The 26114-nt window shown below is 67.7% G+C and carries 22 protein-coding genes and 2 rRNA genes; 6 read left to right on the top strand and 18 right to left on the bottom strand.

What is annotated here, in order from left to right; all coding sequences use genetic code 11:
* Window positions 1-22: 22 nt before the first annotated feature.
* From aceK to AC2D80_RS00520, 4 genes are read right to left on the bottom strand one after another with little or no spacing between them, the layout of a single operon-like run.
* The gene (gene aceK / locus AC2D80_RS00535) at window positions 23-1825 is read right to left on the bottom strand and encodes a bifunctional isocitrate dehydrogenase kinase/phosphatase (RefSeq protein ID WP_484631018.1); all 1803 of its coding nucleotides are present in this window, start codon (window positions 1823-1825) and stop codon (window positions 23-25) included.
* Window positions 1826-1883: 58 nt separating this feature from the next.
* Window positions 1884-2537, bottom strand: coding sequence for a carbonate dehydratase (can, locus tag AC2D80_RS00530; RefSeq protein ID WP_484631017.1), 654 nt, complete (start codon window positions 2535-2537; stop codon window positions 1884-1886).
* Complete coding sequence (locus AC2D80_RS00525; RefSeq protein WP_484631016.1) at window positions 2537-3718, bottom strand: isovaleryl-CoA dehydrogenase; 1182 nt, start codon at window positions 3716-3718, stop codon at window positions 2537-2539. Before AC2D80_RS00525 ends, can begins: the two co-directional genes overlap by 1 nt.
* A 40-nt stretch (window positions 3719-3758) precedes the next feature.
* On the bottom strand, window positions 3759-4220 hold the full coding sequence (locus AC2D80_RS00520) for a PaaI family thioesterase (protein WP_484631015.1): 462 nt from the start codon (window positions 4218-4220) through the stop codon (window positions 3759-3761).
* Between the two features lie 142 nt (window positions 4221-4362).
* On the opposite strand from AC2D80_RS00520, the gene AC2D80_RS00515 reads away from it, so the two are divergent.
* Window positions 4363-4959: an IMPACT family protein gene (locus AC2D80_RS00515; protein ID WP_484631014.1), complete on the top strand. Its 597-nt coding sequence runs from the start codon at window positions 4363-4365 to the stop codon at window positions 4957-4959.
* Between the two features lie 25 nt (window positions 4960-4984).
* Here AC2D80_RS00515 and AC2D80_RS00510 read toward each other — a convergent pair whose 3' ends face one another.
* On the bottom strand, window positions 4985-5389 hold the full coding sequence (locus tag AC2D80_RS00510; RefSeq protein ID WP_484631013.1) for a MerR family transcriptional regulator: 405 nt from the start codon (window positions 5387-5389) through the stop codon (window positions 4985-4987).
* 105 nt (window positions 5390-5494) lie between these two features.
* Between AC2D80_RS00510 and AC2D80_RS00505 the strand changes: the two genes are divergently transcribed.
* On the top strand, window positions 5495-6580 hold the full coding sequence (locus tag AC2D80_RS00505; protein WP_484631012.1) for an MBL fold metallo-hydrolase: 1086 nt from the start codon (window positions 5495-5497) through the stop codon (window positions 6578-6580).
* Window positions 6581-6613: 33 nt separating this feature from the next.
* Here the strand turns inward: AC2D80_RS00505 and AC2D80_RS00500 are convergent, their stop codons facing one another.
* The 10 genes from AC2D80_RS00500 to AC2D80_RS00455 form a co-directional block, all read right to left on the bottom strand.
* The gene (locus AC2D80_RS00500) at window positions 6614-7519 is read right to left on the bottom strand and encodes a M48 family metallopeptidase (protein ID WP_484631011.1); all 906 of its coding nucleotides are present in this window, start codon (window positions 7517-7519) and stop codon (window positions 6614-6616) included.
* Window positions 7520-7633: 114 nt separating this feature from the next.
* Window positions 7634-8380, bottom strand: coding sequence for a lysophospholipid acyltransferase family protein (locus AC2D80_RS00495; protein ID WP_484631010.1), 747 nt, complete (start codon window positions 8378-8380; stop codon window positions 7634-7636).
* Window positions 8377-8952, bottom strand: coding sequence for a D-glycero-beta-D-manno-heptose 1,7-bisphosphate 7-phosphatase (gmhB, locus tag AC2D80_RS00490; RefSeq protein ID WP_484631009.1), 576 nt, complete (start codon window positions 8950-8952; stop codon window positions 8377-8379). The genes AC2D80_RS00495 and gmhB overlap by 4 nt, the downstream gene beginning before the upstream one ends.
* A 52-nt stretch (window positions 8953-9004) precedes the next feature.
* The gene (gene glyS, locus AC2D80_RS00485) at window positions 9005-11125 is read right to left on the bottom strand and encodes a glycine--tRNA ligase subunit beta (RefSeq protein WP_484631008.1); all 2121 of its coding nucleotides are present in this window, start codon (window positions 11123-11125) and stop codon (window positions 9005-9007) included.
* A gap of 16 nt (window positions 11126-11141) precedes the next feature.
* Window positions 11142-12047 carry a glycine--tRNA ligase subunit alpha gene (gene glyQ / locus AC2D80_RS00480; RefSeq protein WP_484631007.1) on the bottom strand — a complete coding sequence of 302 codons (906 nt, stop codon included), beginning with the start codon at window positions 12045-12047 and terminating at the stop codon, window positions 11142-11144.
* A 139-nt stretch (window positions 12048-12186) separates the two neighbouring features.
* Complete coding sequence (locus tag AC2D80_RS00475) at window positions 12187-13623, bottom strand: hypothetical protein (protein WP_484631006.1); 1437 nt, start codon at window positions 13621-13623, stop codon at window positions 12187-12189.
* Between the two features lie 120 nt (window positions 13624-13743).
* A complete protein-coding gene (gene lnt, locus AC2D80_RS00470) occupies window positions 13744-15546 on the bottom strand; it encodes an apolipoprotein N-acyltransferase (protein ID WP_484632623.1) in 1803 nt (600 codons plus the stop codon).
* 94 nt (window positions 15547-15640) lie between these two features.
* Window positions 15641-16507 carry an HlyC/CorC family transporter gene (locus AC2D80_RS00465; protein WP_484631005.1) on the bottom strand — a complete coding sequence of 289 codons (867 nt, stop codon included), beginning with the start codon at window positions 16505-16507 and terminating at the stop codon, window positions 15641-15643.
* Window positions 16508-16603: 96 nt separating this feature from the next.
* On the bottom strand, window positions 16604-17272 hold the full coding sequence (locus AC2D80_RS00460; RefSeq protein ID WP_484631004.1) for a GNAT family N-acetyltransferase: 669 nt from the start codon (window positions 17270-17272) through the stop codon (window positions 16604-16606).
* A gap of 70 nt (window positions 17273-17342) precedes the next feature.
* A complete protein-coding gene (locus tag AC2D80_RS00455) occupies window positions 17343-17816 on the bottom strand; it encodes an Lrp/AsnC family transcriptional regulator (RefSeq protein ID WP_484631003.1) in 474 nt (157 codons plus the stop codon).
* A 113-nt stretch (window positions 17817-17929) separates the two neighbouring features.
* Here AC2D80_RS00455 and hppD point away from each other — a divergent pair, with 113 nt between their 5' ends.
* Together hppD and phhA are read left to right on the top strand one after the other, a co-directional pair.
* Complete coding sequence (gene hppD, locus AC2D80_RS00450) at window positions 17930-19054, top strand: 4-hydroxyphenylpyruvate dioxygenase (protein ID WP_484631002.1); 1125 nt, start codon at window positions 17930-17932, stop codon at window positions 19052-19054.
* Window positions 19055-19065: 11 nt separating this feature from the next.
* Window positions 19066-19920 (top strand): phenylalanine 4-monooxygenase, encoded by an 855-nt coding sequence (gene phhA, locus AC2D80_RS00445; protein WP_484631001.1) that lies wholly within the window; start codon window positions 19066-19068, stop codon window positions 19918-19920.
* On the opposite strand, the gene AC2D80_RS00440 is transcribed toward phhA, so the two are convergent.
* The gene (locus tag AC2D80_RS00440) at window positions 19860-20759 is read right to left on the bottom strand and encodes an esterase/lipase family protein (RefSeq protein WP_484631000.1); all 900 of its coding nucleotides are present in this window, start codon (window positions 20757-20759) and stop codon (window positions 19860-19862) included. The two genes, phhA and AC2D80_RS00440, sit on opposite strands and share 61 nt — an antisense overlap.
* A 160-nt stretch (window positions 20760-20919) precedes the next feature.
* On the opposite strand from AC2D80_RS00440, the gene AC2D80_RS00435 reads away from it, so the two are divergent.
* Together AC2D80_RS00435 and AC2D80_RS00430 are read left to right on the top strand one after the other, a co-directional pair.
* Window positions 20920-21669, top strand: coding sequence for an FFLEELY motif protein (locus AC2D80_RS00435; RefSeq protein WP_484630999.1), 750 nt, complete (start codon window positions 20920-20922; stop codon window positions 21667-21669).
* Window positions 21670-21704: 35 nt separating this feature from the next.
* Window positions 21705-22652 (top strand): MBL fold metallo-hydrolase, encoded by a 948-nt coding sequence (locus AC2D80_RS00430; protein WP_484630998.1) that lies wholly within the window; start codon window positions 21705-21707, stop codon window positions 22650-22652.
* Window positions 22653-22955: 303 nt separating this feature from the next.
* On the opposite strand, the gene rrf is transcribed toward AC2D80_RS00430, so the two are convergent.
* Both rrf and AC2D80_RS00420 read right to left on the bottom strand, forming a co-directional pair.
* A 5S ribosomal RNA gene (gene rrf, locus AC2D80_RS00425) occupies window positions 22956-23068 on the bottom strand.
* Window positions 23069-23220: 152 nt separating this feature from the next.
* Window positions 23221-26093: ribosomal RNA gene (locus tag AC2D80_RS00420) — 23S ribosomal RNA — on the bottom strand.
* Window positions 26094-26114: the final 21 nt, after the last annotated feature.

Genomic DNA, 26114 nt, shown 5'->3' with positions numbered 1-26114 from the left:
CCTTGCGGGATGGGTCAATGAATCAGAGCGCCCGTAGACGCCGGTCGCGCTCGTAGGGAAACACGTCGTGGACGTGCCCGGCCTGGATACGTTCTTTGTGGCCTTGCCAGAAGGCCGGGTCGAGCAGGTCGGCGTGGTGGCGCATGAACACGTCGCGCACCAGCGGGTTGCCCAGCAGGAACGGGCCGAAGGTCTCGGGGAACACGTCGTTTTTGGCGACCGAGTACCAGACCTCGCCAGACATTTCGTCCTCCTCATCGCGCGGCGCCGGCACGCGACGGAAGTTGCAGTCGGTGAGGTACTCGATCTCGTCGTAGTCGTAGAACACGACCTTGCCGTGGCGGGTGATGCCGAAGTTCTTCCACAGCATGTCGCCCGGGAAGATGTTGGCGGCCACCAGGTCCTTGATCGCGTTGCCGTACTCCACCACCGCCCGTTCCAGCTGGGCGCGGGCGGCCGTGTCGTCGGCGTTGCTCTGCAGCGCGTCGAACGCCTCCTGCAGGTAGATGTTCAGCGGGATCATCCGGCGCTCGATGTAGACGTGCTTCAGGATGACTTCGATGGTGCCGTCGCCGTCGCGGTCGGTGATCTCGATCTGGCTCGGCGCGAACTTCTGGATTTCCTCGATCAGCTCGTCGGTGAATCGGTCGCGCGGGAAGCCCACCTCGGAAAATTCCAGCGTGTCGGCCATGCGGCCGACCCGGTCGTGCTGCTTGACCAGCAGGTACTTGTCGCGGATCTGTTCGCGCGAGGTGTCCTTCTGCGGCGGGTAGTAATCCTTGATGACCTTGAACACGAACGGAAAGCTCGGCAGATCGAACACCAGCATCACCATGCCCTTGATGCCGGGCGCGATGCGGAACTTGTCGGTGCTGTGCCGCATGTGGAAGAGGAAGTCGCGGTAGAACAGCGTCTTGCCCTGCTTGGCCAGTCCGAGCGCGTTGTAGAACTCCGCGCGCGGCTTGCGCGGCATCATGCTGCGCAGGAACTGCACGTAGGCGCTGGGAATCTCCATGTCGACCATGAAGTAGGCCCGCGCGAAGCTGAACAGGATCAGCAGGTCGTCTTCGCCAAACAAGGCCGCGTCCACCACCAGCTGGCCGTCCCGGTTGTGCAGCACCGGCAGTGCAAACGGCACTTCCTGGAAGCCGTTGATGATCTTGCCGACGATGTAGGCGCCCTTGTTGCGGAAGAACAGCCCCGAGAGCACCTGGAACTGGAAGTTGGCGCGCAGGCGGCTGTGGTCAAAGTGGCGCTTCATCGCCCCGAGCACCAGCGCCGCGTCGCGGTCAAGGTCGGCGAACGGCACCGTCAGGCCGAAGTCGGCGATGAGCCGCCGCACCTCGGCGAGCATGGTGTCGGCGGTGGGGTAGTAGCAGCGGTAGGTCGGCCGCGCGGTCGGCTCTTCGTTTTCGATGTACTCGGTCGACACCGCGGGCCGCACGAAGATGAAGTCGTTCTGGAAATAGGCGCGCTTGAGGATCTTGGTCGTGACCGAGTTGAAGAAGGTCTCGGCCAGCTCGGGCTGGTGGTGGTTGACCAGCAGGCCGATGTAATGCAGCTTGACCTGCTCCCACACCGCCATCGGCTGCTCGTCGGCCTTGAACTCCTTGACCAGCCGCTTCATGCATTCCATGACGCGCAGGTCATAGAACTCGATGCGCTCGCGCTGGGCGCGCTGCTGGCCGCGCCAGTCGCGCGTCTCGAAGCGGTGCTTCGCCCGCGCCGACTCGGTGCGGAAGAGCTGGTAGTGGCGGTTGAAGCCGTCCATCATCGCCTTGGCGATGTCGTAGGCCACGGTGGAGTCGAGTCGCTGGGGAAACATGGCGCGCCGCGGTGGGTGAAGGTGCACCGATGATACGGAGGGGGGGATGCCGCGGGACTTACGCGCGGGGGCGACCGGCCACCTCGGCCACCGCCGCGCGGTAGGTCTCGTCGAGCACGTCGGTGCCCCGCACCACCATGTGCAGGTCCTGCAGCAGGCCGTCCCGCAGGCCGTAGACCCAGCCGTGCAGCGTGAGCGGCTGGCCGCGCTGCCATGCGTCCTGCACCACCGTGGTTTCGGCCACGTGCATCACCTGCTCGATCACGTTGAGCTCGCACAAGGCGTCCAGCCGGTGGTGATCGGCCAGGCCACCGAGCAGCGCGCCATGGCGGTCGCGCACGTCCTTGATGTGGCGCAGCCAGTTGTCGGCCAGCCCGACACGCACGTCCTTGAGCGCCGCCTGCACGCCGCCGCAACCGTAGTGGCCCACCACCATCAGGTGCTCCACCTTGAGCATGTCGACCGCGTACTGGATGGTCGACAGGCAATTCAGGTCGGTCGGCACGACCACGTTGGCCACGTTGCGGTGCACGAACACCTCGCCCGGCTCCAGCCCGGTGATCTGGTTGGCCGGCACGCGGCTGTCGGAGCAGCCGATCCACATGTAGCGCGGCGTCTGCTGCTGCGACAGGGCGGTGAAGAAGCCCGGCCGTTCGGCCTCCATCTGGGCCGCCCAGGTGCGGTTGTGCGCGAGCAGGTGGCGCAGCGGCATTACATCGTCTCCGCGAACAGCTCGCGGCCGATCAGCATGCGGCGGATTTCACTCGTGCCGGCGCCGATCTCGTAAAGCTTGGCATCGCGCCACAGGCGGCCCAGCGGGTATTCGTTGATGTAACCGTTGCCGCCGAAGATCTGGATGCCGTTGCCGGCCATCTTGGTGGCTTCTTCCGCGCACCACAGGATCACGCTGGCGCAGTCCTTGCGCACCTGGCGCACGTGTTCGGCACCCAGCGCATCGAGGTTCTTGCCGATCGTGTAGCAGAAGGCGCGCGCCGCCTGCAGCACGGTGTACATGTCGGCCACCTTGCCCTGGATCAGCTGGAACTCGCCGATGCTCTGGCCGAACTGCTTGCGGTCGTGGATGTAGGGAATCACGTTGTCCATCACCGCCTGCATGATGCCAATCGGCCCGGCCGCCAGCACCGCACGCTCGTAGTCGAGGCCGCTCATCAGCACCTTGGCGCCCATATTCAGGCCGCCCAGGATGTTCTCGGCGGGCACTTCGACGTTCTGGAACACCAGCTCGCCGGTGTGGCTGCCGCGCATGCCCAGCTTGTCGAGCTTCTGCGCGATGGAGAAGCCCTTCATGCCTTTCTCGATCAGGAAGGCCGTGACGCCGCGCGCGCCCAGCTCGGGCTCGGTCTTGGCGTAGACCACCAGCGTGTCGGCGTCCGGGCCGTTGGTGATCCACATCTTGTTGCCGTTGAGCAGGTAATAGCCGCCCTTGTCCTCGGCCTTGAGCTTCATGGAGATCACGTCGCTGCCCGCGCCGGGCTCGCTCATCGCCAGCGCGCCCACATGCTCGCCGCTGATCAGCTTGGGCAGGTACTTTTGCTTCTGCGCTTCGGAGCCGTTGCGCTTGATCTGGTTGACGCACAGGTTGCTGTGCGCGCCGTACGACAGGCCCACGCTGGCCGACGCGCGGGAGATCTCCTCCATGGCGATCATGTGGGCCAGGTACCCCATGCCGGCGCCGCCGTACTCCTCGCCCACGGTGATGCCCAGCACGCCCAGCGCCCCCATCTTGGGCCACAGGTCCATGGGGAACTGGTCGCTGCGGTCGATCTCGGCGGCGCGCGGCGCGATCTCGGCCTGCGCAAAGTCGCGCACCGCATCGCGCAGGGCGTCGATGTCATCGCCGAGGTGGAAGTTCAGGCCGGGCATGGGGGTCATGGCAAGGTCTCCGTGAGCAAAGGGGATGGTGTGGGGTGAATCAGCCTTGCACGCCGTCGCGACCGGTGATGGTCATCAGCGTGGCGTTCATGGTGGCGATGAGTTTCTCGCGGCCGTCGTCGATGGCGAACGCCTGGCCTTCGGTGACGGTGATGGTGCGGCCGGGCTTGAGCACCCGGCCGACCAGGCGGAAGCGCTGTCCGCGCGCGGGCGCGAGCAGGTTGATCTTGAATTCGATGGTCAGCACGCCGGCGTCGGCCGGCATGAGGCTGAAGCCGGCATAGCCGCAGGCCGAGTCGAGCGCGGTCGAGACCACGCCGGCGTGCAGGAAGCCGTGCTGCTGCGTCAGGCCGGGCGCCCAGTCCAGGCCGATTTCCACCTCGCCGGGGGCCACGCGCACCAGCGCGGCGCCCAGCGTGGCCATCGCGCCCTGACGGGCGAAGCTGTCGCGCACCCGCTCGGCGAAATCGGGGGTGCGGGGCTCGAAGGCGGGCACAGACATGGACAATCCCGGGGTTGGCAACAGCGCCGGATTCTAGTTTGACGTTTACGTAAACGTCAATTTATCGACACCCAACGCTGCCCGCCCCGGCCCCCGGCCCCCACGCCAGCGCTGTACCCGCGATTTCCCTGAACCTCCGCCCATGCGTTTCACCCTCGCCGCGCCGGTGCACAGCGAGCAGCTGATCAGGAAAAGCCGCTTTCTCGGCCGCGTCGAGCCGGTGGCCGACCGGCCGGCGGCGCTGGCGCGGGTGGCGGCGCTGCGCGCCGAACACCCGGCGGCCACGCACGTCTGCTGGGCCCTGATGGCCGGCGGCCACTCGGCGGCGCAGGACGACGGCGAACCCGCCGGCACCGCGGGCCGCCCGATGCTCGACGTGTTGCGCCACCAGGCGCTCGAGGGCGTGCTGGCCACCGCGGTGCGTTATTACGGCGGCGTGATGCTGGGCGCGGGCGGGCTGGTGCGGGCGTACACCGATGCGGTGGCGCTGGCGCTGCGCGGGGCGGCGCGCGTGCCGCTGGTGCTGCAGGCCCGGCGGACCTGCACCCTGCCCTACGCGCTGGAAGGTTGGCTGCGTCGCGAGCTGGCGCAGCACGGCGCGACGCTGGAAGCCGCCGACCACGGCCACGCCGGTGTCCGTCTCGCATTCAGCGCGCCCGAGAGCGTCGTGGCGTCGCTGGTGGCCCGGATCAACGACGCCAGCCAGGGCCAGGCGGTGTGGCACGGCCCGGCCGTCTGACGCCGCCGCGCGCCGACGCCCGCGCTCAGGCGGTCTTCTTCTCCACCTTGGCCAGCAGCGCGCGGGCCTCTTTTTCGTGCACCTTCACCTCGTCGAGATTGGCCATCAGGTCGGCCAGCTGCTCTTCGAGCTGCCGGCGGTGGTCGGCCAGCACCGTCAGGAACTTGCGCAGCTGCGGACCGGTGTCGCGCGGGCTGTCGTACATGTCGATGATGTCCTTGGCCTCGGTGAGGGAGAGGCCCAGGCGCTTGGCGCGCAGGGTGAGCTTCAGGCGCGTGCGGTCGCGCGCGCTGTAGACCCGGTTGCGCCCGCCCGGGCCGGCGCGCTGCGGCTGCAGCAGGCCCATGTCCTCGTAGAAGCGGATGGCCCGCGTGGTGAGGTCGAACTCGCGCGCCAGGTCGCTGATGGTGTAGGTGGGTGCGGTGGCCATGGTGTCGGGTGGCGGACAGGGCGCGGCGCGCGGGCTCCGTAGAATGCCTCGGGATTGACGTTTACGTCAACGTCAGCCGGCCGCATCTTAATCGAGTTCCCCGCCATGAACGACCCCCGCCACGCCCTGGAAGCCCGGCTGCACTACCCGCTTGGCGAGCGCCTTCCCGAACCTGGCGCTGCGCTGGACGTGGCACCGGGCGTGCGCTGGGTTCGCATGGCGCTGCCGTTCGCGCTGGACCACATCAACCTGTGGTTGCTGCGGGACACGCTCGACGGCCGCGAGGGCTGGACGGTGGTGGACTGCTGCATCGCGCGCGACGAAGCCCGCGCGCAGTGGGAGCGGGTGTTCGACACGGCGCTCGACGGCCTGCCGGTGCTGCGGGTGATCGTCACCCACATGCACCCCGACCACATCGGCCTGGCCCACTGGCTCTGCGAGCGCTGGACCACGCCCGAGCACGACTGCCGGCTGTGGATCAGCGCCACCGACTACGCGATGGCGCGCATCGGCTCGCACAGCACCACCGGTTTCGGCGGCGAAGCGGCCGCGGCCTTCTTCGCCAGCCACGGGCTCAACGACCCGGAGAGCGTGGCCAAGATCAAGGCGCGGGCGGGCTACTACCCCGGTCTGGTGCCGGCGGTGCCGGCGCAATACCGGCGCCTGACCGACGGCCTGCGGGTGCGCATCGGCGCCCACGACTGGCAGTGCATCAGCGGCCAGGGTCACGCGCCCGAGCACATGGCGCTGTGGTGCGAGGCGCTGGGCGTGCTGATCAGCGGCGACATGGTGTTGCCCCGCATCTCGACGAACGTGAGCGTGTACGACCAGGAGCCCGAGGCCGATTCCCTGCGCCTGTTCCTGGCGTCGATCGACCGCTTCCGCCCGCTGCCGGCCGGCGCGCTGGTGCTGCCCTCGCACGGCCGGCCCTTCACCGGCCTGCACGAACGCCTCGACCAGCTCCACGCCCACCACGACGCGCGGCTGGCCGAGTTGCTGGCGGCCTGCGCCGAGCGCCCGATCAGCGCCGCCCAGGCGCTGGCCGTGCTGTTCCCGCGGGCGCTCGACCTGCACCAGACCACCTTCGCCATGGGCGAGGCGGTGGCCCACCTCAACCGCCTGTGGCACGCCGGTCAGGCCACGCGCACGCGGGGCGCCGACGGCGTCTGGCGCTTCGCCGCCGTGCACTGAGGGGCTGACGGGCTGACGGGTCGGCGGGCGCCCTCAGGCGTCGTCGGCCAGCGGCACGGCGGCCGCCCGCAACGCCCGCCGGCGCTCCGCGTGGTCGGGCATCACGCTGGCCACCACCGCCCAGAACGACGCGCTGTGGTCCATGTGGCGCAGGTGGCTCAGCTCGTGCACCACCACGTAATCGATCATGTCCATCGACAGGTGGATGAGCCGCCAGTTCAGCCGGATGCGGCCGTCGGCGCTGGCGCTGCCCCAGCGGGTGGCGGCGTTGGACAGCGACAGCTTCGTCCAGCGCACGCCCAGCGCCGGCGCAAAACGCTCCAGTCGTTCGGTGAACACCGCCCGCGCCCGGCGCATCAGCCAGGCCTGCGCGGCATCGCGGATCTGGGCTTCGCTGGCGTGGTGCGGCAGACCGATGCGCAGCACGCGCGCGGCCTCGTCAAACGCCGCGCCGCGGCCGGAAAACCCGTGTGCCGGATCGAGCATCACCCGCGCCGGGGCGCCCAGCAGCGTGAAGTCCGCGCCGTCGGCCCAGACCACGCGCGAGCGGTCCACCTGCGCGGCGCGCTCGCGGGCGGCCGCCAGCTTCTCCAGCACCCACGGCGCCTTCGCCTGCAGCAGGGCCTCCACCTCGCCCAGCGGCGTCCAGCGCGGGGCGCGCACGCTCAGGCCCTCCGGACCCACGCTCAGGCCGATCGTGCGGCGGCGGCCGCGCTGAAACTCATAGCCCACCTCGCAGCCGCGCAGGCGCACCACGCGGTTGGCGCGCGGGTGGTGCCAGGCGGTGGGCTGAAACACCTCGGGCAGGGGCAGGGCCGGTGGGGCGTCCGGGGCAGCCGCCGCCCCGGGCAGCGGGTCAGGCAACGGGTCAGGGCGGGAAGCCGGCGCGGGCAGGGGCGCGCCGAACAGGTCGAGCGCCAGCTGCACAAAAGCCTTCACACCCACCTCAGCGGCAGCGGGGCACGACCCATCCAGCCCACACCGCGGGACCGGCTCGGCCGGGCCGCGGGTGTCGCCCGCTGGAGGGGGTCGCGCGAGGCGCGGCGGGGGTGATCACGTTCGATACGCCTCGGGGTCGAGGCGGCGCATCTCGGCCTCGATCCAGGCCTCGACCTCTCGCATCAGTTCGTCGGGGTCGCGACCGGCGCTGGGGATCGGGCGGCCGATGGAAAAATCCACCACGCCCGGGCGCTTGATCAGCGCCTTGCGCGGCCAGCATTTCGCCGACGTGACGGCGATCGGAATCACCGGCGCGCCGGTGGCCACGGCCAGGCGCGTGCCGCCGGTCTTGTAGGTGCCCTGCTGACCGCGGGGGATGCGCGTGCCCTCGGGAAACATGATCACCCAGGTGCCCTGGTCGAGCAGGCGCTGGCCCTGTTCGACGACCTTGTTGAAGGCCTGGGCGCGCTTGCTGCGGTCGATGTGGATCATGTCCATCTTGGCCATCGCCCAGCCGAAGAAAGGCACGTAGAGCAGTTCCTTCTTGAAAACGTAGGCCAGCGGGTGCGGCATCAGCGTGGGCATGCAGAAGGTTTCCCAGGTGGACTGGTGCTTGAGCAGCAGGATGGCAGGCGCGGTGCTGCCCACCGGCAGGTGCTCAAAACCGCTGACCCGGTTGCGGATGCCCAGCAGCAGCTCGCCGCTGCGCACGGCCACGCGCAGCCAACCCACGCACATCCAGTAAATCTGCGTGCTGTTGAGGAAAGGCGCCGCAGCCAGCACGGCCAGCGCCCACGGAATCACCGTGACTGCCATGAACAGCAGGTGCAGGAAGGAGCGCAGGGTGTGGAGCAGGATCATGGGGCGGAGGGGCGCGGGGCGACCGGCTGCGCCAGCAGCCAGTCGGCGAACGCGCCGAGGTCGGTGTGCAGGCGGGTGCCGGCGGGCAAGTCGGGGCGGGGCAGCAAGGGGTCGCGCAACGCGGCCGACTGGCCGGTGAGCAGCAGGTGGGTCGGGCAGCCAGCGGCGGCCGCTGCCTGCACATGGCGCAGCGCATTGCCGGCCGCCGGCACGTCCGCCAGCGGCACGCCAAAGCGGGCACCGATCTGACGGAACAAGCCCGGCGCCGGCTTGCGGCAGTCGCAGGCGTCTTCCGGCGCGTGGGGGCAGAAGAACACGGCCTCGACACGACCGCCCACCGCCGCGAGCTGACGCTGCATCTTGGCGTGCACCGCGTTCATCGACGCCATGTCGAACAACCCGCGTCCGATGCCGGACTGGTTGGTGGCGACCACCACGCGCCAACCGCCGTGATTGAGGCGGGCCACCGCCTCCAGCGCGCCGGGCAGCGGCTCCCACTCGTTCGGCGACGCCACCTTGTCGTCGCGCCCCTGGTTGAGGGTGCCGTCGCGGTCGAGGATGAGCAGCTTCATGGCGGGCTCCGGCGGAGGGGTAACCGCGCCGTGGCGCGCGGCGCGGTCGGGGTCATTGCGCCAGCCGGGACAAGTCGGCCACGCGGTTCATCGCGCGGTGCAGCTGCTGCAGCAGCGCCAGGCGGTTGGCCTTGAGGGCGGGATCGTCGGCGTTGACCATCACGCCGTCGAAGAACGCGTCGACCGGGGTGCGCAGCGCGGCCAGGGCCTGCAGGCTGGCGGTGAAGTCACCGGCCTCGAACTTCGCGTCGGCGGCGGGCACGGTGGCCTGCATGGCGGCGTACAGGGCCTGCTCAGCCGGCTCCTTCAGCAGCGCAGCGTGCACCGATTCGCCCACGCCCTCGGACTTCTTGAGGATGTTGCCGATGCGCTTGTTGGCGGCGGCCAGCGCGGGCGCTTCGGGCAGCGCGGCGAAGGCGCGGACGGCGGCCAGGCGCGCGGCCACGTCGCTCAGGCGCGCCGGGCGCAACGCCAGCACGGCGTCGATCTCCTGCGCGCTGAATCCCTGTTCGCGCAGGCTGCCGGCGAGACGGTCGTAGATGAAGTCGGCAAGGGGCCGGCTCGGGTCCTGGATGAGCGCGCCAAACGCGGGCGTGGCGGCCGCGAGCAGTGCGGGCAGCTCCAAGGGCAGCGCTAGCTCGATCAACATGCGCACCACCCCCAGCGCGTGGCGCCGCAACGCGAACGGGTCCTTGTCGCCGGTGGGCAGGTTGCCGATGCCGAACATGCCGACCAGCGTTTCGAGCTTGTCGGCCAGCGCCACCACCGTGCCCACGGCGTTGCGCGGCAGCGCGTCGCCGGCGAAGCGCGGCTTGTAGTGGTCTTCGCAGGCGAAGGCGATGGCTTCGCTCAGGCCGTCGTGGCGGGCGTAGTAGCCGCCCATGATGCCCTGCAGCTCGGGGAACTCGCCCACCATGTCGGTGAGCAGGTCGGTCTTGGCGAGGCGCGCGGCGGTATCGGCTTGCTGGGCGAGCACATCGCCGCCGAGCTGCTGACCGATCGCACGGGCGATGGCGCGCACGCGCTCCACCCGCTCGCCCTGCGTGCCGAGCTGGTTGTGATATACCACCTTGCCCAGGCCCGCGACGCGGGACTCGAGCGTCTTCTTGCGGTCCTGGTCGAAGAAGAACTTGGCGTCGGCCAGGCGCGGGCGCACGACGCGCTCGTTGCCGCCGATCACGGCGCTGGCGTCGGCGGGGCGGATGTTGCTGACGACCAGGAACTGGTTCGTGAGCCGGCCCTGCGCGTCGAGCAGCGGAAAGTATTTCTGGTTGGCCTTCATCGTGAGGATGAGGCACTCGGGCGGCACGTCGAGAAACTGCTTTTCGAACGCGCAGACCAGCACATTGGGGCGCTCGACCAGCGCGGTCACCTCGTCGAGCAGGGCATCGTCCTCGATGGGCCGGCAGCCGCCGCCCACCTCTGCCGCCCGGGCCGCGAGCTGGCGCGCGATCTCGGCGCGGCGCTCGGCGAACGAAGCGATCACCGCGCCGTCGCGCGCCAGGGTGTCGGCGTAGGCGTCGGCGTGCGGGATGACCACCGGGTCGACCACGGCTTCGAAGCGGTGGCCGTGGGTGGTCTGGCCGGCCACGAGGCCAAGCGCGCTCACCGGCACCACGCGGTCGCCGTGCAGCGCGACCAGGCCGTGCGCCGGCCGCACGAACTGCACGCTGTCCCAGCCGGGCAGCGCGCAGCCCGATTCGAGCTGGTAGGTCATGACCTTGGGAATCGGCAGTTGCGCGATGGCGTCATCGAGCGCTTTCTGCAGGCCGGCCGCGAGCTCGGCGCCGGGCGCCACGCTGTCGAAAAACAGCGCCTCGGCCTTGCCGTCCATGGCGCGGCGCAGGCCGGCCACGGCGGACGCGTCGGCCCCCAGCGCACCCAGGCGCTTGAGCAGCGCAGGCGTGGGCTGGCCACTGGCGTCCAGCCCCACGGCCACGGGCATGAGTTTTTGCGAGACGGGCTTGTCGGCCGCGCGGCCGAGCACGCCGGCCACGTGGGCGCCCAGGCGGCGCGGCGACGCGAAGGCGGTGACGGCGGCATCGGCCGGGGCGAGGCCCTGGGCCTTGAGGCTGTTGGCCAGGACGGTGGCGAACGCGTCGCCCAGCTTCTTGAGCGCCTTGGGCGGCAGTTCCTCGACGAACAGTTCAACGAGCAGGTTCTGTGCGGTCATTGTTGTGGTGCCCTTTTCACGCGGCCTTCTTGTCGATCTGGGCCACCCACTCGCGCGGCGCCATGGGGAAGCCCAGGCGCTCGCGGCTCTCGTAGTAGCTCTGGGCCACGCTGCGCGCGAGGTTGCGGATGCGCCCGATGTAGGCGGCGCGCTCGGTGACGCTGATGGCGCCGCGCGCGTCCAGCAGGTTGAAGCTGTGCGCGCACTTGAGCACCTGCTCGTAGGCCGGCAGCGCGAGCTGCTCGCCCATCAGGTGCTTGGCCTGCTTTTCGTGCGCGGCGAAGGCGGTGAACAGGAAGTCGGCGTCGCTGTGCTCGAAGTTGTAGGTGGACTGCTCGACCTCGTTCTGTTTGTAGACATCGCCGTAGGTGAGGCCGTCGGTCCAGGTCAGGTTGTAGACGTTGTCCACACCCTGCAGGTACATGGCCAGACGCTCCAGGCCGTAGGTGATCTCGCCGGTGGCGGGCTTGCAGTCGATGCCGCCGACCTGCTGGAAGTAGGTGAACTGGGTGACTTCCATGCCGTTGAGCCAGACCTCCCAGCCCAGGCCCCAGGCGCCCAGCGTGGGGTTCTCCCAGTCGTCTTCGACGAAGCGGATGTCGTTCTTCTTGAGGTCGAAGCCCAGCGCCTCCAGCGAGCCGAGGTAGAGCTCCAGGATGTTCGCCGGCGCGGGCTTGAGCACCACCTGGTACTGGTAGTAGTGCTGCAGGCGGTTGGGGTTCTCGCCATAGCGGCCGTCCTTGGGGCGACGGCTGGGCTGCACGTAAGCAGCCTTCCACGGCTCGGGGCCGATGGCGCGCAGGAAGGTGGCGGTGTGGCTGGTGCCGGCGCCGACCTCCATGTCGTAGGGCTGCAGGAGGGCACAACCCTGCCGGTCCCAGTAGGACTGCAGGGTGAGGATGATTTGCTGGAAGGTCAACATGGCGCGGGCCGCCGCGCCCGGGGGGCGGGCGGCAGAGGGCGGAATCGGGGTACCGGGGCACCACGCCGCGCGGCGCCCGAGCGGCGGATTTTACGGCGCGCCCCCGCGAATGCGCCCGCGCCGGGCCACTCGCCGCGGCTCAGCGGGCCGGGGACGGCGTGGTTGGGGTGGCTGGTTTGGGGGCCGCGCGGCCGTCGATCCACAGCCGCGCCACCTCGGCCGCGCCGATGCGGTGCAGCAGGAAGCCGGTGGGCATGCCGCCCGTGGTCTTCTCTTCGCGGATCTGCTGCAGATAGCTGTCAAACGCCACCATGAGGGTGTGCAGGTCCACCGTCTTGTTCGCGGCCTGATCGATCTTGCCGAGGCCCTCGATGGCGTCCTTGAGCATCTGCCCGTGCATCCCCGCCTGCGCCCGCAGCCGCGTTCCGTCCTGCGCCACGGAACCCATCGTGCTCTTCCCGCCGGGATCGGAGGGCAGGTAGGACCGGTTGTGCGCGCTCAGGGCCTGCGACACGCTCTTCTGCGCCTGGGCGCTGGTGAGTTCCGGCAACACGCCCAGCGCGATCAGGTTGGCGTGGGTGGAGACGGTGCGGCGGCTGATGAGGTCACGCACCTGGTCCAGCACCCGGTCGTCCACGCCCATGCCGCCGGCCGCGGCGTTGAGCCAGCTGCCCAGCCGCAGCTGCTCCTGCAGCGCCTTTTCTTCGTCGGGGTCGAGCCCGAGCTGGGCCGATTCGCTGTTGATGATGTGCACCATGCCGATGAAGCTCGACCCCAGGGTCACGCCGGTGATGAGGTCCAGCGTGGGGTCGCCGGCCGCCGGGGTCTGCTGGGCGCGCTGGGACAGCGCGTCGAGATCGTCGGGCGCGATGCGGTGCCCGGCCTCGCCGTGGGCGCGGTTCCAGAGATCCAGCAGGCGCTGGGCGTCGAAGGCCCGGTTCTTGAGCATGGCCACCTTGCGGTGCGTGGCCGAGGCCACGATCACCAGCGTGCCGGCGAGGTTGTGGCGGGCGCGCTGGCGCGACACCTGCTCGCCGGCCGTCTTCACCGCCTCGGTGCCGGCCTTGCCCAGGTCCTTCACGTTGTCGCGAATCGTGTCCTGCAGGGCGGTGATGGCCTCCATGCCGCTCGACTCGTTGCTGCCGTAGGAGAAGTACTGCAGGTCCATGCGCAGGGAGTCGGCCGACAGCGGGTGGTAGTCCACCGCGCAGCCGCCGAGGTCCAGCGGCGTCTGGGCAAAGCCGATGTCGGGCAGGGCCGCGATCTGCTCGCGAAGGGCCTGCACCTGCTGCTCGGAATCCAGCCTCGCCTGCACGTAAGCCGCAGCGGCCTCGCCCACGGCTTTGCCGCTGTCGTCCAAGCGCTGGCGCAGGGCGTCCATCGGCACCTGCAGGCCTTCCATCTCGGTCAGCGTCATGCCCAGGCTGCGGCGCAACTCCAGCAGCGAATTCATGCGGGTCAAGGCCGCGTCGCAGCGACCCTGGTGGCTGCGGATCTGCTCCAGCAAGGCCAGCAGGCGCGGATCGACCAGGTGGCCAAGAACGAGGGAGGGGTGGTCAAAAGGCAGGGCTTGCATGGCGGGTTCTCGCGATGGAACCCCGCTTGTAGGCGGCACCGGGCCGCGGATCTTCACCGAGCGATGACGAACGCCCCGGCTGGGGCGTCAGCCGCAGGGCGTGGGCCTCAGATACGGGCCTCAGAAGTGGGCCGGCACGCGCCGCCCCACCACACGCTGGCCGATCACCAGCCCCACCACCAGCGCCAGACACACCCCCGCCACCGGCCACAAGCCGCCCGCCGCGGCCCAGCGGGCGAAGGGGGTCAGGCCGCTGCGCCCCGCCACCGTGGCTTCCAGCCGGCCGCGCTGCTGGCTGGGCAGCCGGTGGGTGACCACGCCACGGTGATCGATCACGGCGGTGGCGCCGGTGTTGGTGGCGCGCAGCATGGGCCGGCCCAGCTCCAGGGCACGCAGGCGCGAGATGTGCAGGTGCTGGTCGATGGCGACCGAATCGCCGAACCAGGCGATGTTGCTGAGGTTGAGCAACACGGTCGGGGCCGACCGCGGATCGGCGAACGCCGCGGCCAGCTCCTCGCCGAACAGGTCTTCGTAGCAGATGTTGGGCGCGATCCGCTGACCGGCCCACGACCACGGCGCCTGGCCCAGCGCGCCGCGGTTGAAGTCGCCCAGCGGGATGTTCATCATCGCCACGAACCAGCGAAACAGCGGCGGGATGAATTCCCCAAACGGGACGAGGTGGTGCTTGTCGTAGCGGTGGAAGGCCGCGCCGGCGATCCCGCTGCCCTGCAGCGCGGCGGCCGCCGCCTCGGGCGTGATGCCCCAGGCGGCATTCGTGTAGCCCTCGCGCGCATTCCCCAGGGGCACGCCCGTCATCCAGGCCACCGGCGCGGCGCCGGTCTGGCCGGCGATGGGCTGCAGCAGCGGCGTCCAGAAACGCGCGTCGAGCTGCTGCGGCAGCACCGGAATGGCGGTCTCCGGCGCCACCACCAGACGCGGTCCGCTGCCGCCCTGCGCCGCCACCACCGCCTCACGCACCTGCGCGGGATACCAGTCCAGCGCCTGCGCCACGCCCGTGCCCGGGACGAATTTCTGGTCCTGCGGGATCGCGCCCTGCAGCAGCCACACGCGCAGCTCGCCGGCCGGCGCGGTCGCAGCGCTGCCGGCCGCGCGCCAGCCCTCGGCCGGCCCCAGCGTGAGCAGCAGGGCCGCGAGCGCCGCGGCCGACACCGCCGCACGGGCGAGCGACCACGGGGTCCACGCTGCCCACGGCGCACGCCGGGCGGCGGCCACCGGCGCCGGGATCCGCGAGCCCGCCCGCGGCGGCCGGCTCACCGGCGACAGCAGCCAGCGGGCCACGGCGTCCACGCCGCCGTGCAAGGCAGCAGCCACGGCATAGGCCAGCACCGCGGCCACGAAACCCATGCCATAGACCCCCACCCAAGGCGCCCAGGCCGGCATCAGGTCCACCTGCGCGTAGCCACCGGCGCCCCAGGGGAAGCCGGTGAACAACACGCCGCGCGCCAGCTCGGCCAGCGTCCAGAGCGCGGCGAACATCAGGGCCTGGCCGGCTCGCGAGGCGGGCGCCAGCGCCGCCAGCAGGCCCGCGGCCAGGGCGTAGTACAGCGCCAGCGCGCCCGCCAGCGCACCGACCGCGACCACCGCCAGCCATGGCGCGAGGCCGCCGTAGGTGTGCATGGAGATGAACAGCCACCAGAAGGTGCCGGCCAGCCAGGCGGTGGCGAACACCCAGCCGCGCAGCGCGGCCGCCCCCACGCGCGGCGCGGTCATCAGGGCCAACAGGAAAGCGGCGAGCGAGGCGATTTGCAGCGCACCGCTGGGCTCGCCCGGCACGAGCCCGGCCACCGGCCACGGCAGCGGCCACGCCAGCGAAGCGGCCTGGGCCAGCCCGGCCAGCGCGCACCACAGCAGCCAGCCCAGCCCCAGACCGCGCCCGCGGCGCCCGGGCGGGCGCCGGCTCATCGGGTTGAAGCTCGAGGGTGTGTGCAGCGAATCGAAGAGGCTGCGCATGGGGTCGCGTCCGGGCGGGGTCAGGGATCGAACGGCGGATGCGGCGTCAGGCCTCTTCCGGCACCGGCATCACCTTGAACCACTTCACCGCGCCGCCCTTGGTGTGCAGCACCAGGAAACGCAGGCCCTCGGCGTCGAGGTGTTCACCGCGGCGCGGCACGCGGCCCAGCGTGTGGGCGATCCAGCCGCCGATGGTGTCGAAGTCGTCCTCGGGGAGGTGCAGGCCGAACGACTCGTTGATGCGCTCGATCGGCGTGTCGCCGCTCACCCGCCAGGTTTTGTCGGCCAGGGCAAAGATGTCGCCGTCGTCTTCGGCAACGTCGAACTCGTCTTCGATTTCGCCGACGATCTCTTCCAGCACGTCTTCGATGGTGATCAGCCCGGCCACGCGGCCAAACTCATCGATGACGATGGCCAGGTGGTTGCGGTTGCCACGGAACTCGCGCAACAGGTCGTTCAGGCCTTTGCTCTCGGGCACGAAGGTGGCCGGACGCAGCAGCGCGCGGATGTTGAGCTCCGGGGCGCGCTGCAGCTTGAGCAGGTCTTTGGCCAGCAAGATGCCGATGATGTTTTCCCGCTCGCCCTCGTACACCGGGAAACGCGAGTGGCCGGTGTCGATCACCAGATGCAGCAGCTCGTCGAAAGGCGCGTCGATGTTGAGCACATCCATGCGGGGCGCGGCCACCATCACATCGCCGGCCGTCATGTCGGCGATGCGGATCACCCCCTCGAGCATCACCCGCGATTCGGCGTTGATGATGTCGTTGTCCTCGGCCTCGGCCAGGGTTTCGATCAGTTCGTCTTTTGAGTCCGGCCCGGGGTGGAGGAACTCGGCGAGTTTCTGGAGAAAACCGCGCTTGTCGACGTGCCGCAGGCTGCGCTGCGGCCCGCTACTGGGGGGTTGATCGGCCACGAAGGGTACGGGGGTTGTTAAGACAGCGGGGAAGGATACCCCAACCCCGTGTCGGCGCCGCGCCGCCCCGCCCGATGGCCGGGCGGGCCGGTGGCTTCAGCCGCGGGCGCGCTGCCGGGCTTCGCGCACGCCGCGGCGGATGTCCTGCAGCAGCGCGAGCGCCTGCCAGAACTGCTTGGCCTGGGCTTTGAGGTGGTAGTCGGTGATGGCCACCTGCTCGTTGAGCAGCTCGGTCACGCGCGAGTCGAAATCGGCCGGCGGCAGGCGCAGGTGGGCTTCGGTCTCGCTGCCGGCGCGCTCCAGCGTGGCGCCGGCGCGGCGGGCGATCTTCAGCATGGCCGTGTTTTCCGACAGCGCGTGGATGAACAGCTGGCTCACGCCTTCGTTGCGCGCCTTGATCACGGCGCGCTCAAACAGCAGCGAGCCGTAACCGCGGCCCCGCACGCTGGCGGCCACCGACACGCCGAACTCCGCGCAGGTGTTGAGCGCGCGGTCGGCAGCGAAGGCGAGGTGGGCCAGCGCGATGAGTTCGAGCCGGCGGTTGAAGATGCCCAACAGCTCGTCGCGGTCGAAATCCAGCTGCTCCACATAGCGCCTCACCTGCTCGTCGCTGGCGGCGTAGCCGAAGCGCAGGTAACGGTCGTGGGCCGGCAGCGCCAGCAGGTGGCGCGTGATGGCGCGCCGGTGGCCGGCGTGCAGCGGACGCACCGGCACCACCGGCGTGTCTGGCGACACGGGAGGAACGGGTACGGGGGTATCGGTCATGGATGCACTCTACGGGTTTTCCCGGATATTCGGGCGGGGAGTGCTCCCTAAAACCCCCGCCGTCCGTCGGTCAGAGGGGCAGCGCCGTGGTGTTTTTCACCCGGTCCATCACGAAACTGGTCTGGCAGTCCTGCACGCTGGGGTGCTTGAGCAGCGTGTCCATCATGAAGCGGGAATAAGCCGCCATGTCGGCCACCACCAGCCGCAGCTGGAAATCCATCTCGCCGGTGAGCGCGGCGCACTCCACCACCTCCGGCCAGGCCATCACGCTGGCCCGAAACTCGTCCATCGGGTGGCGCTTGGCGCTGCCGGCGTGTTTCTCCAGCCGCACGCTGACGTGCGCCGTGAGGCCGAGCCCCACGGCTTCGGGCCGCACCAGCGCCACGTAGCGCGCGATCACGCCCGCGTCTTCCAGACGTCGCACCCGGCGCAGCACCGCGCTGGGCGACAGGCCGACCCGGTCGGCAATCTGGTCGTAGGTGGCGCGGCCGTCGTCCTGCAGCGTGCGCAGAATGGCCCGATCGAGCTTGTCCAAGGCGTCCATGCCCGCTAGTTTGCAGGATTTCTGCGTTTCGGTGGCGTACAAAGCCTTGAAACGCCGGAATCATGACGGCGCGCGCCGATACAGTGGCGCGATCCCCCCGCTGGAGACCCGCCATGAACGCTGCGCTGCCCGCTTCCGCCACCACCGCCGGCTTTACCGGCTGGGACAACCCGATGGGGACCGACGGCTTCGAATTCATCGAATACGCCGCGCCGGACCCGGTGGCCATGGGCGCGCTGTTCGAGCGCATGGGCTTCAAGGCCATCGCCCGCCACCGCCGCAAGGCCGTGACGCTGTACCGGCAGGGCGAGATCAACTTCATCATCAACGCCGAGCCGGACAGCTTCGCGCAGCGTTTCGCCCGCCTGCACGGGCCGAGCGTGTGCGCCATCGCGTTTCGGGTGAAAGACGCCAAGGCGGCCTACGAACGCGCGATCTCGCTGGGCGCCTGGGGCTACGCCGGGCAGGCCGGCCCGGGCGAGCTGAACATCCCCGCCATCAAGGGCATCGGCGACTCGATCATTTATTTCATCGACCGCTGGCGCGGGAAGAACGGGGCCAAGGACGGCGAGATCGGCAACATCGGTTTCTACGACGTCGACTTCGAGCCCCTGCCCGGCGCCGAACTCAACCCGGTCGGCCACGGCCTGACCTACATCGACCACCTGACACACAACGTGCACCGCGGCCGCATGGCCGAGTGGGCCGACTTTTACGAGCGCCTGTTCAACTTCCGCGAGGTGCGCTACTTCGACATCGAGGGCCAGGCCACCGGCGTGAAGAGCAAGGCCATGACGAGCCCCTGCGGCAAGATCCGCATCCCGATCAACGAAGAGGGCAACGAGAAGGCCGGTCAGATCCAGGAGTACCTGGACCGCTACCACGGCGAGGGCATTCAGCACATCGCCATGGGCTCCACCAACCTATATGACACGGTGGACGCGCTGCAGCTTGCCGGCGTGAAGCTGCTCACCACGAGCGACACCTACTACGAGCTGCTGCCGCGGCGCATTCCGGACCTGGCCGAAGACATCGAGGGTCTCAGGCAGCGCCACATCCTCGTCGATGGCCAGCCCGGCGAACTGCTGCTGCAGATCTTCAGCGAGAACCAGCTCGGGCCGATCTTCTTCGAGTTCATCCAGCGCAAAGGCAATCAGGGTTTTGGCGAGGGCAACTTCAAGGCCCTGTTTGAAACCATGGAGCTTGATCAGGTGCGCCGCGGCGTGCTGAAGGCCTGAGGTGCCCGGCCATGGCCGTTGAACCTGTGGTGTACGGCGCCAGCGAGCGCCCGCCGCGCGGCGACTACGCGCGCGCCCGCGATGACTACACCTGCGAACAGCGCTGGACAGCCTACACCGAGACCGACCACGACACCTACCGGCGGTTGTTCGAGCGTCAGCGCGCGCTGCTGCCCGACCTCGCGTCCCAGGCCTTCATCGACGCCTTGCCGGCGCTCGGTGTGCACGACCGCATCCCGCGCTTTGACGACATCAACGCGCGCCTGAAGCCGGCCACCGGCTGGGAGATCGTCGCCGTGCCCGGCCTGATCCCCGAGCTGCCGTTTTTCGAACTGCTGGCGCAGCGTCGCTTTCCGGTGACCGACTGGATCCGCACGCCGGCCGAGTTCGACTACGTGGTCGAGCCCGATGTGTTTCACGACCTGTTCGGGCATGTGCCGCTGTTGTTCAACCCGGTGTTTGCCGACTATGTGCAGCGCTACGGCCAGGGCGGCATCAAGGCCCACCACCTGGGTGCGGGTGAGCTGCTGTCGCGCCTGTACTGGTACACGATCGAGTTCGGCCTGATTCGCGAGCCGCAAGGCCTGCGGGCGTACGGGGCCGGGATCCTGAGCAGCAGCGGCGAGCTGCGCCACAGCGTGACCAGCCCGCGCGCGCGTCGCCTGCGCCTGGACCTGCTGCGCTGCATGCGCACGCGCTACAAGATCGACGACTACCAGGCCACCTACTTCGTCATCGACAGCTTCCAGCAGCTGTTCGACCTCACCGCGCCCGATTTCGCGCCGCTCTACGCCGCGGTGCGCGCTCAGGGCGAGTTGTCCGCCGACGCGATCACGGCCAGCGACGCGGCCATCACGCTGGGCTGAAACGCCAGATCGACGTGCCCCGCGGCCGCCACGTGGCGGTTGTCGGCGCCGGGGAGCGTGGCGGTGGACGGAGGGAACACCACGTTGTCGGTGGACGAGTACCAGCACACCCAGCCGTCAAACGCCCGGGGCGGCTCGCGCTGCGCGAGCGCTTGCAGCCAGTCGCTGCCGGGGCGCATCTGCCGGGCGTTGGGCTGGTTGCCCAGCCTGGCCAGCCAGGTGCCGCGGTGCGGACTGCCCAGGGTGATGACCCGCGCCACCCGCGCGCGCCCGCCCGGCGTGGCGTCCATCCAGGCCCGGACGGCGAGGCCGCCCATGCTGTGCGCGACGACCACGGGCCGGCGGCCGGTGAGGGCCTCCAGCTGCGCCACGCCCCGTTCAATCACGGGCGCGTAGTCGTCGATCGACGTGAACACAGGCTCCAGGTTCAGGGCCACGACGGGCCGACCTTGGGCGCGCAGGGCACGCAGCCAGGGCCGCCAGAAGCCGCGGTTGCAGAGGTAGCCGTGGACCAGCAACACCGGCGCGCGGCTTCCGTCGCCCGTCGGGACGACGTCGGGCTCGGCGCGCCATCGAAAGGGCTGGTCCCAACCAAACACCCGCGTGGCAGCCACGGCCTCCCGCCACCAGGCCCGACACCGCTGCGCCGCGCTGGGGCGAGGCGCCGGGTCGTCGCCGTGCACCCGCGCGGCCAGCGCCTGCTCGAGGGCGAGCGCGGCAGGCTGCAAGCCCATCAGGATCGCCACCACGGCGATTCCCGGGGCGCCCGGCCAGGCCACGAGGACCGCCGTGGTCAGCACGAGGCTGCCGACGACCGCGGCCGCCTGCAAGCGGGCCACGGCCGAGGCGGACGGCAGAGGAAGGGCCCGCGGATCGGGGCTGGCCGGATAGGGCGCGGGGGGCGCGGGAGGCGCGGTGTGGTGCCGTGGGGCGTGACGGGGGTCCGGGTGCATCGTCCGATCGTCGCACGCCCCGCGGGCTCGGCGCTAGACTGGGCATATGCCGACGGACCTGTCCCCCGCTGCCCGCATTCGCGGCCATCTGGCCCGGGTCACGGCCTTGCGCGCGCAGGCCGACGCCGCGGGAGTCGCCACGACGGTGCAGCATCTCAAGCGGCGACAGGCGGAACGCTTCCGCGTCACCTATGCCGATCTGCTGCGGGCGCCGCGCACCGCCCCCGCCGTCCGATTTTTTCTCGATGAGCTGTACGGCGCGCGCGATTTCGCCGATCGCGACGCCCAGTTCGGGCGCATCGCTGGGGCCATCGAGACCATGTTCCCCGCCGCTGTGTCGCAGGTGGCCGTCGATCTGGCGGAACTTCACGCCCTCACCGAGACCCTCGACGCGTCTCTCGCACGCGCGTGGCTGGCGGTCGAACCCTCATCGGGCGAGGGCGAGCGGTATGTGCGGGCATGGCGGCGGTTGTGCGCCGAAGACGATCGGCGTCGGCAACTGGCCGTGGTGCAGGCGCTCGGCCGGGAACTTGAGCGCCTGACCCGCAGCAAGTCGCTGCGCCTGGCGCTGCGCATGATGCGCCAGCCGGCCCGCGCCGCGGGGCTTGACGCGTTGCAGCAATTTCTCGAAGTGGGCTTCGACGCCTTCGCCGCGCTCGGCGATGCCGGCCCCTTCCTGCGGGCGATCCAAGAACGCGAGAGCCAGTGGCTCGCTTGGCTCGATCGCGCGCCGGAGGCCGACGTGGCGGAGCGGCTGGATCGGGCGTGGCACGAAGCCCTGCACGCGCCCAGGTGACCGTGTCCCAGGCTCGCCCCGGCTAGCATCTCATCATGGCTTCTCTTTCAACCGCTGGCGCAGCGGCGGATTTTCTCCCGGTGGCTCAGGCGCTCGGGCTGCACGTGCTGGAACGCGGTTGGTTGTCGTCGAACAACGTGGTGCTGGTCGGCGCCGAAGTGGCCGACGTGGTCGACACCGGCTACGCGACGCACGCGCCACAGACCGTGGCCCTGGTGGCCCAGGCCATCGACGAGCGCCGATTGCGCCACATCGTCAACACCCACCTCCACAGCGACCATTGCGGCGGCAATGCGGCTTTGCAGGCCCATTTCGCCGATGCCTCCATCGTCATCCCGCCCGGCCAGGCCGACGCCGTCGCCCGTTGGGACGCGGTCGCCCTGACCCACGAGACCACCGGTCAGCAATGCCCGCGTTTTTCGGCGCAGCGGGTGCTTCATCCCGGCGAATGCATCGTTCTGGGAGACTGGCGCTGGGAAGCGCTCGCCGCGCGAGGCCACGATCCGCACAGCCTGATCCTGTTACAGCCGGACCATGGGGTGCTTCTGTCGGCCGATGCCCTGTGGGAAAACGGTTTCGGCATCGTCTTTCCCGAGCTCGAAGGCATCGACGCGTTCTCGGAAGTGGCCGAAACCCTCGATCTGATTGAACGGCTCTCACCCCGTTGGGTGATCCCAGGGCACGGTCGCACCTTCGCCGACCTCCCCGATGCCCTCGCGCGTGCGCGTCGGCGCCTGGCTCAATTTCAACAACACCCAGAGCGCCACCGCTGGCACGCCCTGAAGGTGCTCATCAAATTCAAGCTGCTGGAATGGCAACGCGCTCCAGAGGAGCAACTGGTCGCGTGGTTCCTCAAGACACCCTACTTTGGCCTCGTGGCGGGCCCGAGCGAGGACAGAACTGAACTGCTCACCCGCGTCGTCAATGACCTGGTCCAAAGCGGCGCTCTTGCCCGACACGGCGGCGACATCGTGAACGCCTAACAGCCCCATCGGTTGACCGAGCGTTGGGTTCTACCGGTCCACAGGGGATAAACCCCGCCCGGCACAGCATGGCGTGCCACCACACGACAGGACACGACAGATCGGGCGTGACCTGGTTGCACAAAAGCATGGCCAGCTGCACCGGCGATGGCTTCCCAATGGCGCGTCGCACCCGGACTTCTCGCCGCTGCCGCGTCGATGAGACCGACGCCGTGCCAGCCACTCCCACACTTTGCAAAACGGTCGCCCCAAAAACCAAACCCCTCGCCAGTTGCCTGACGAGGGGTGTTGGGGGCTGTAAGAGCCTGACGATGACCTACTTTCACACGGGAGACCGCACTATCATCGGCGCAAAGGCGTTTCACTGTCCTGTTCGGGATGGGAAGGAGTGGGACCACCTCGCTATGGTCGTCAGGCATAAGGGGTTGCTATCCAGCACACGCTGGACAGCGAATTCACAGAGTCGAGACCTTTTCGGGTCAATCAGCGCTCAATTTTGATGTGCTGCCAACGCATTGGCATGGATCACAGACATTTGTCTTGTTCTTTGACGGTTGGTCAAAGTTATAGGGTCAAGCCGCACGGGCAATTAGTACTGGTTAGCTTAACGCATTGCTGCGCTTCCACACCCAGCCTATCAACGTCGTGGTCTACGACGACCCTTCAGGGGGCTCAAGGCCCCGGCAGATCTCATCTTGGAACGAGTTTCCCGCTTAGATGCTTTCAGCGGTTATCTCTTCCGCACTTAGCTACCCGGCAATGCCACTGGCGTGACAACCGGTACACCAGAGGTGCGTCCACTCCGGTCCTCTCGTACTAGGAGCAGGCTTCCTCAAATCTGCAGCGCCCACGGAAGATAGGGACCAAACTGTCTCACGACGTTTTAAACCCAGCTCACGTACCTCTTTAAATGGCGAACAGCCATACCCTTGGGACCGGCTACAGCCCCAGGATGAGATGAGCCGACATCGAGGTGCCAAACACCGCCGTCGATATGAACTCTTGGGCGGTATCAGCCTGTTATCCCCAGAGTACCTTTTATCCGTTGAGCGATGGCCCTTCCATACAGAACCACCGGATCACTATGTCCTGCTTTCGCATCTGCTCGACTTGTCAGTCTCGCAGTTAAGCACGCTTATGCCATTGCACTATTAGCACGATGTCCGACCGTACCTAGCGTACCTTCGAACTCCTCCGTTACGCTTTGGGAGGAGACCGCCCCAGTCAAACTGCCTACCATGCACTGTCCCCGATCCAGATGATGGACCTAGGTTAGAACCTCAAACACACCAGGGTGGTATTTCAACGTCGGCTCCACCCGATCTAGCGACCGGGCTTCAAAGCCTCCCACCTATCCTACACAGATCTGTTCAAAGTCCAATACAAAGCTACAGTAAAGGTTCATGGGGTCTTTCCGTCTTTCCGCGGGGAGATTGCATCATCACAAACATTTCAACTTCGCTGAGTCTCGGGAGGAGACAGTGTGGCCATCGTTACGCCATTCGTGCAGGTCGGAACTTACCCGACAAGGAATTTCGCTACCTTAGGACCGTTATAGTTACGGCCGCCGTTTACTGGGACTTCGATCAAGAGCTTGCACCCCATCAATTAATCTTCCAGCACCGGGCAGGCGTCACACCCTATACGTCCACTTTCGTGTTTGCAGAGTGCTGTGTTTTTAATAAACAGTCGCAGCCACCTATTTTTTGCAACCCATTCGTGCTTCGTTGTTCACTACACACTACTAGGGCACACCTTCTTCCGAAGTTACGGTGTCAATTTGCCGAGTTCCTTCTCCCGAGTTCTCTCAAGCGCCTTAGAATACTCATCTCGCGCACCAGTGTCGGTTTGCGGTACGGTCAATTGCAAGCTGAAGCTTAGTGGCTTTTCCTGGGACCTCGTTCAGTGACTTCGCGAGCAAGCTCGCTCGATCGGCAGCCTCGGTATATGAGCGCCGGATTTGCCTGACGCTCGCCTACTTCTGCCTAAACCGGGACATCCAACACCCGGATCACCTATTAAGATCCGTCCCCACATCGCACTTGCAATCGGTACAGGAATATTGACCTGTTTCCCATCAGCTACGCATCTCTGCCTCGCCTTAGGGGCCGACTCACCCTACGCCGATGAACGTTGCGTAGGAAACCTTGCGCTTACGGCGAGCGGGCTTTTCACCCGCTTTAACGCTACTCATGTCAGCATTCGCACTTCTGATACCTCCAGCAGCCTTTACAAGCCACCTTCACAGGCTTACAGAACGCTCTCCTACCACTCGCCATTGCTGGCGAATCCGCAGCTTCGGTAACTGGCTTAGCCCCGTTACATCTTCCGCGCAGGACGACTCGATCAGTGAGCTATTACGCTTTCTTTAAATGATGGCTGCTTCTAAGCCAACATCCTGACTGTTTTAGCCTTCCCACTTCGTTTCCCACTTAGCCAATTTTAGGGACCTTAGCTGGCGGTCTGGGTTGTTTCCCTCTTGAGTCCGGACGTTAGCACCCGGTGCTCTGTCTCCCGCGCTGTACTCTTCGGTATTCGGAGTTTGCCTTGGTTTGGTAAGTCGCCATGACCCCCTAGCCAAAACAGTGCTCTACCCCCGAAGGTAATACGCGAGGCACTACCTAAATAGTTTTCGGAGAGAACCAGCTATTTCCAGGTTTGTTTAGCCTTTCACCCCTATCCACAGCTCATCCGCTAGTTTTGCAACACTAGTCGGTTCGGACCTCCAGTACCTGTTACGGCACCTTCATCCTGGCCATGGATAGATCACCTGGTTTCGGGTCTACACCCAGCGACTGAATCGCCCTATTCGGACTCGGTTTCCCTGCGCCTTCCCTACTCGGTTAAGCTTGCCACTGAATGTAAGTCGCTGACCCATTATACAAAAGGTACGCCGTCACCCTTGCGGGCTCCGACTTTTTGTAAGCATGCGGTTTCAGGATCTATTTCACTCCCCTCCCGGGGTTCTTTTCGCCTTTCCCTCACGGTACTTGTTCACTATCGGTCGATGATGAGTATTTAGCCTTGGAGGATGGTCCCCCCATCTTCAGACAGGATTTCACGTGTCCCGCCCTACTTTTCGCAAGCTCAGTACCACACAGGTCTTTTCACGTACGGGGCTATCACCCACTATGGCCGCCCTTTCCAGAACGTTCCGTTAAGTCTTGTGCTATCACTTGCAGGCTTCTCCGATTTCGCTCGCCACTACTTTCGGAATCTCGGTTGATGTCTTTTCCTCGAGCTACTGAGATGTTTCAGTTCACCCGGTTCGCCTCGTTATCCTATGTATTCAGATAACGATACCTTTCGGTGGGTTTCCCCATTCGGAAATCTCCGGATCAAAGCTCATTTGCCAGCTCCCCGAAGCTTATCGCAGGCTATCACGTCCTTCGTCGCCTATCATCGCCAAGGCATCCACCACATGCTCTTATTCACTTGACCCTATAACTTTGACGTCTCATC

The organism is Hydrogenophaga sp. T66, assembly GCF_057219855.1.
Note: the sequence above shows the minus strand (reverse complement) of the source record. Positions and strands in the feature narration are given on the sequence as shown.

Excerpts from the sequence above, each read along its gene's own strand:
- aceK (WP_484631018.1), bottom strand. The coding sequence starts at position 1,825 with ATGTTTCCCCAGCGACTCGACTCCACCGTGGCCTACGACATCGCCAAG.
- can (WP_484631017.1), bottom strand. The coding sequence starts at position 2,537 with ATGCCGCTGCGCCACCTGCTCGCGCACAACCGCACCTGGGCGGCCCAG.
- AC2D80_RS00525 (WP_484631016.1), bottom strand. The coding sequence starts at position 3,718 with ATGACCCCCATGCCCGGCCTGAACTTCCACCTCGGCGATGACATCGAC.
- AC2D80_RS00520 (WP_484631015.1), bottom strand. The coding sequence starts at position 4,220 with ATGTCTGTGCCCGCCTTCGAGCCCCGCACCCCCGATTTCGCCGAGCGG.
- AC2D80_RS00515 (WP_484631014.1), top strand. The coding sequence starts at position 4,363 with ATGCGTTTCACCCTCGCCGCGCCGGTGCACAGCGAGCAGCTGATCAGG.
- AC2D80_RS00510 (WP_484631013.1), bottom strand. The coding sequence starts at position 5,389 with ATGGCCACCGCACCCACCTACACCATCAGCGACCTGGCGCGCGAGTTC.
- AC2D80_RS00505 (WP_484631012.1), top strand. The coding sequence starts at position 5,495 with ATGAACGACCCCCGCCACGCCCTGGAAGCCCGGCTGCACTACCCGCTT.
- AC2D80_RS00495 (WP_484631010.1), bottom strand. The coding sequence starts at position 8,380 with ATGATCCTGCTCCACACCCTGCGCTCCTTCCTGCACCTGCTGTTCATG.
- gmhB (WP_484631009.1), bottom strand. The coding sequence starts at position 8,952 with ATGAAGCTGCTCATCCTCGACCGCGACGGCACCCTCAACCAGGGGCGC.
- glyS (WP_484631008.1), bottom strand. The coding sequence starts at position 11,125 with ATGACCGCACAGAACCTGCTCGTTGAACTGTTCGTCGAGGAACTGCCG.
- glyQ (WP_484631007.1), bottom strand. The coding sequence starts at position 12,047 with ATGTTGACCTTCCAGCAAATCATCCTCACCCTGCAGTCCTACTGGGAC.
- AC2D80_RS00475 (WP_484631006.1), bottom strand. The coding sequence starts at position 13,623 with ATGCAAGCCCTGCCTTTTGACCACCCCTCCCTCGTTCTTGGCCACCTG.
- lnt (WP_484632623.1), bottom strand. The coding sequence starts at position 15,546 with ATGAGCCGGCGCCCGCCCGGGCGCCGCGGGCGCGGTCTGGGGCTGGGC.
- AC2D80_RS00460 (WP_484631004.1), bottom strand. The coding sequence starts at position 17,272 with ATGACCGATACCCCCGTACCCGTTCCTCCCGTGTCGCCAGACACGCCG.
- AC2D80_RS00455 (WP_484631003.1), bottom strand. The coding sequence starts at position 17,816 with ATGGACGCCTTGGACAAGCTCGATCGGGCCATTCTGCGCACGCTGCAG.
- hppD (WP_484631002.1), top strand. The coding sequence starts at position 17,930 with ATGAACGCTGCGCTGCCCGCTTCCGCCACCACCGCCGGCTTTACCGGC.
- phhA (WP_484631001.1), top strand. The coding sequence starts at position 19,066 with ATGGCCGTTGAACCTGTGGTGTACGGCGCCAGCGAGCGCCCGCCGCGC.
- AC2D80_RS00435 (WP_484630999.1), top strand. The coding sequence starts at position 20,920 with ATGCCGACGGACCTGTCCCCCGCTGCCCGCATTCGCGGCCATCTGGCC.
- AC2D80_RS00430 (WP_484630998.1), top strand. The coding sequence starts at position 21,705 with ATGGCTTCTCTTTCAACCGCTGGCGCAGCGGCGGATTTTCTCCCGGTG.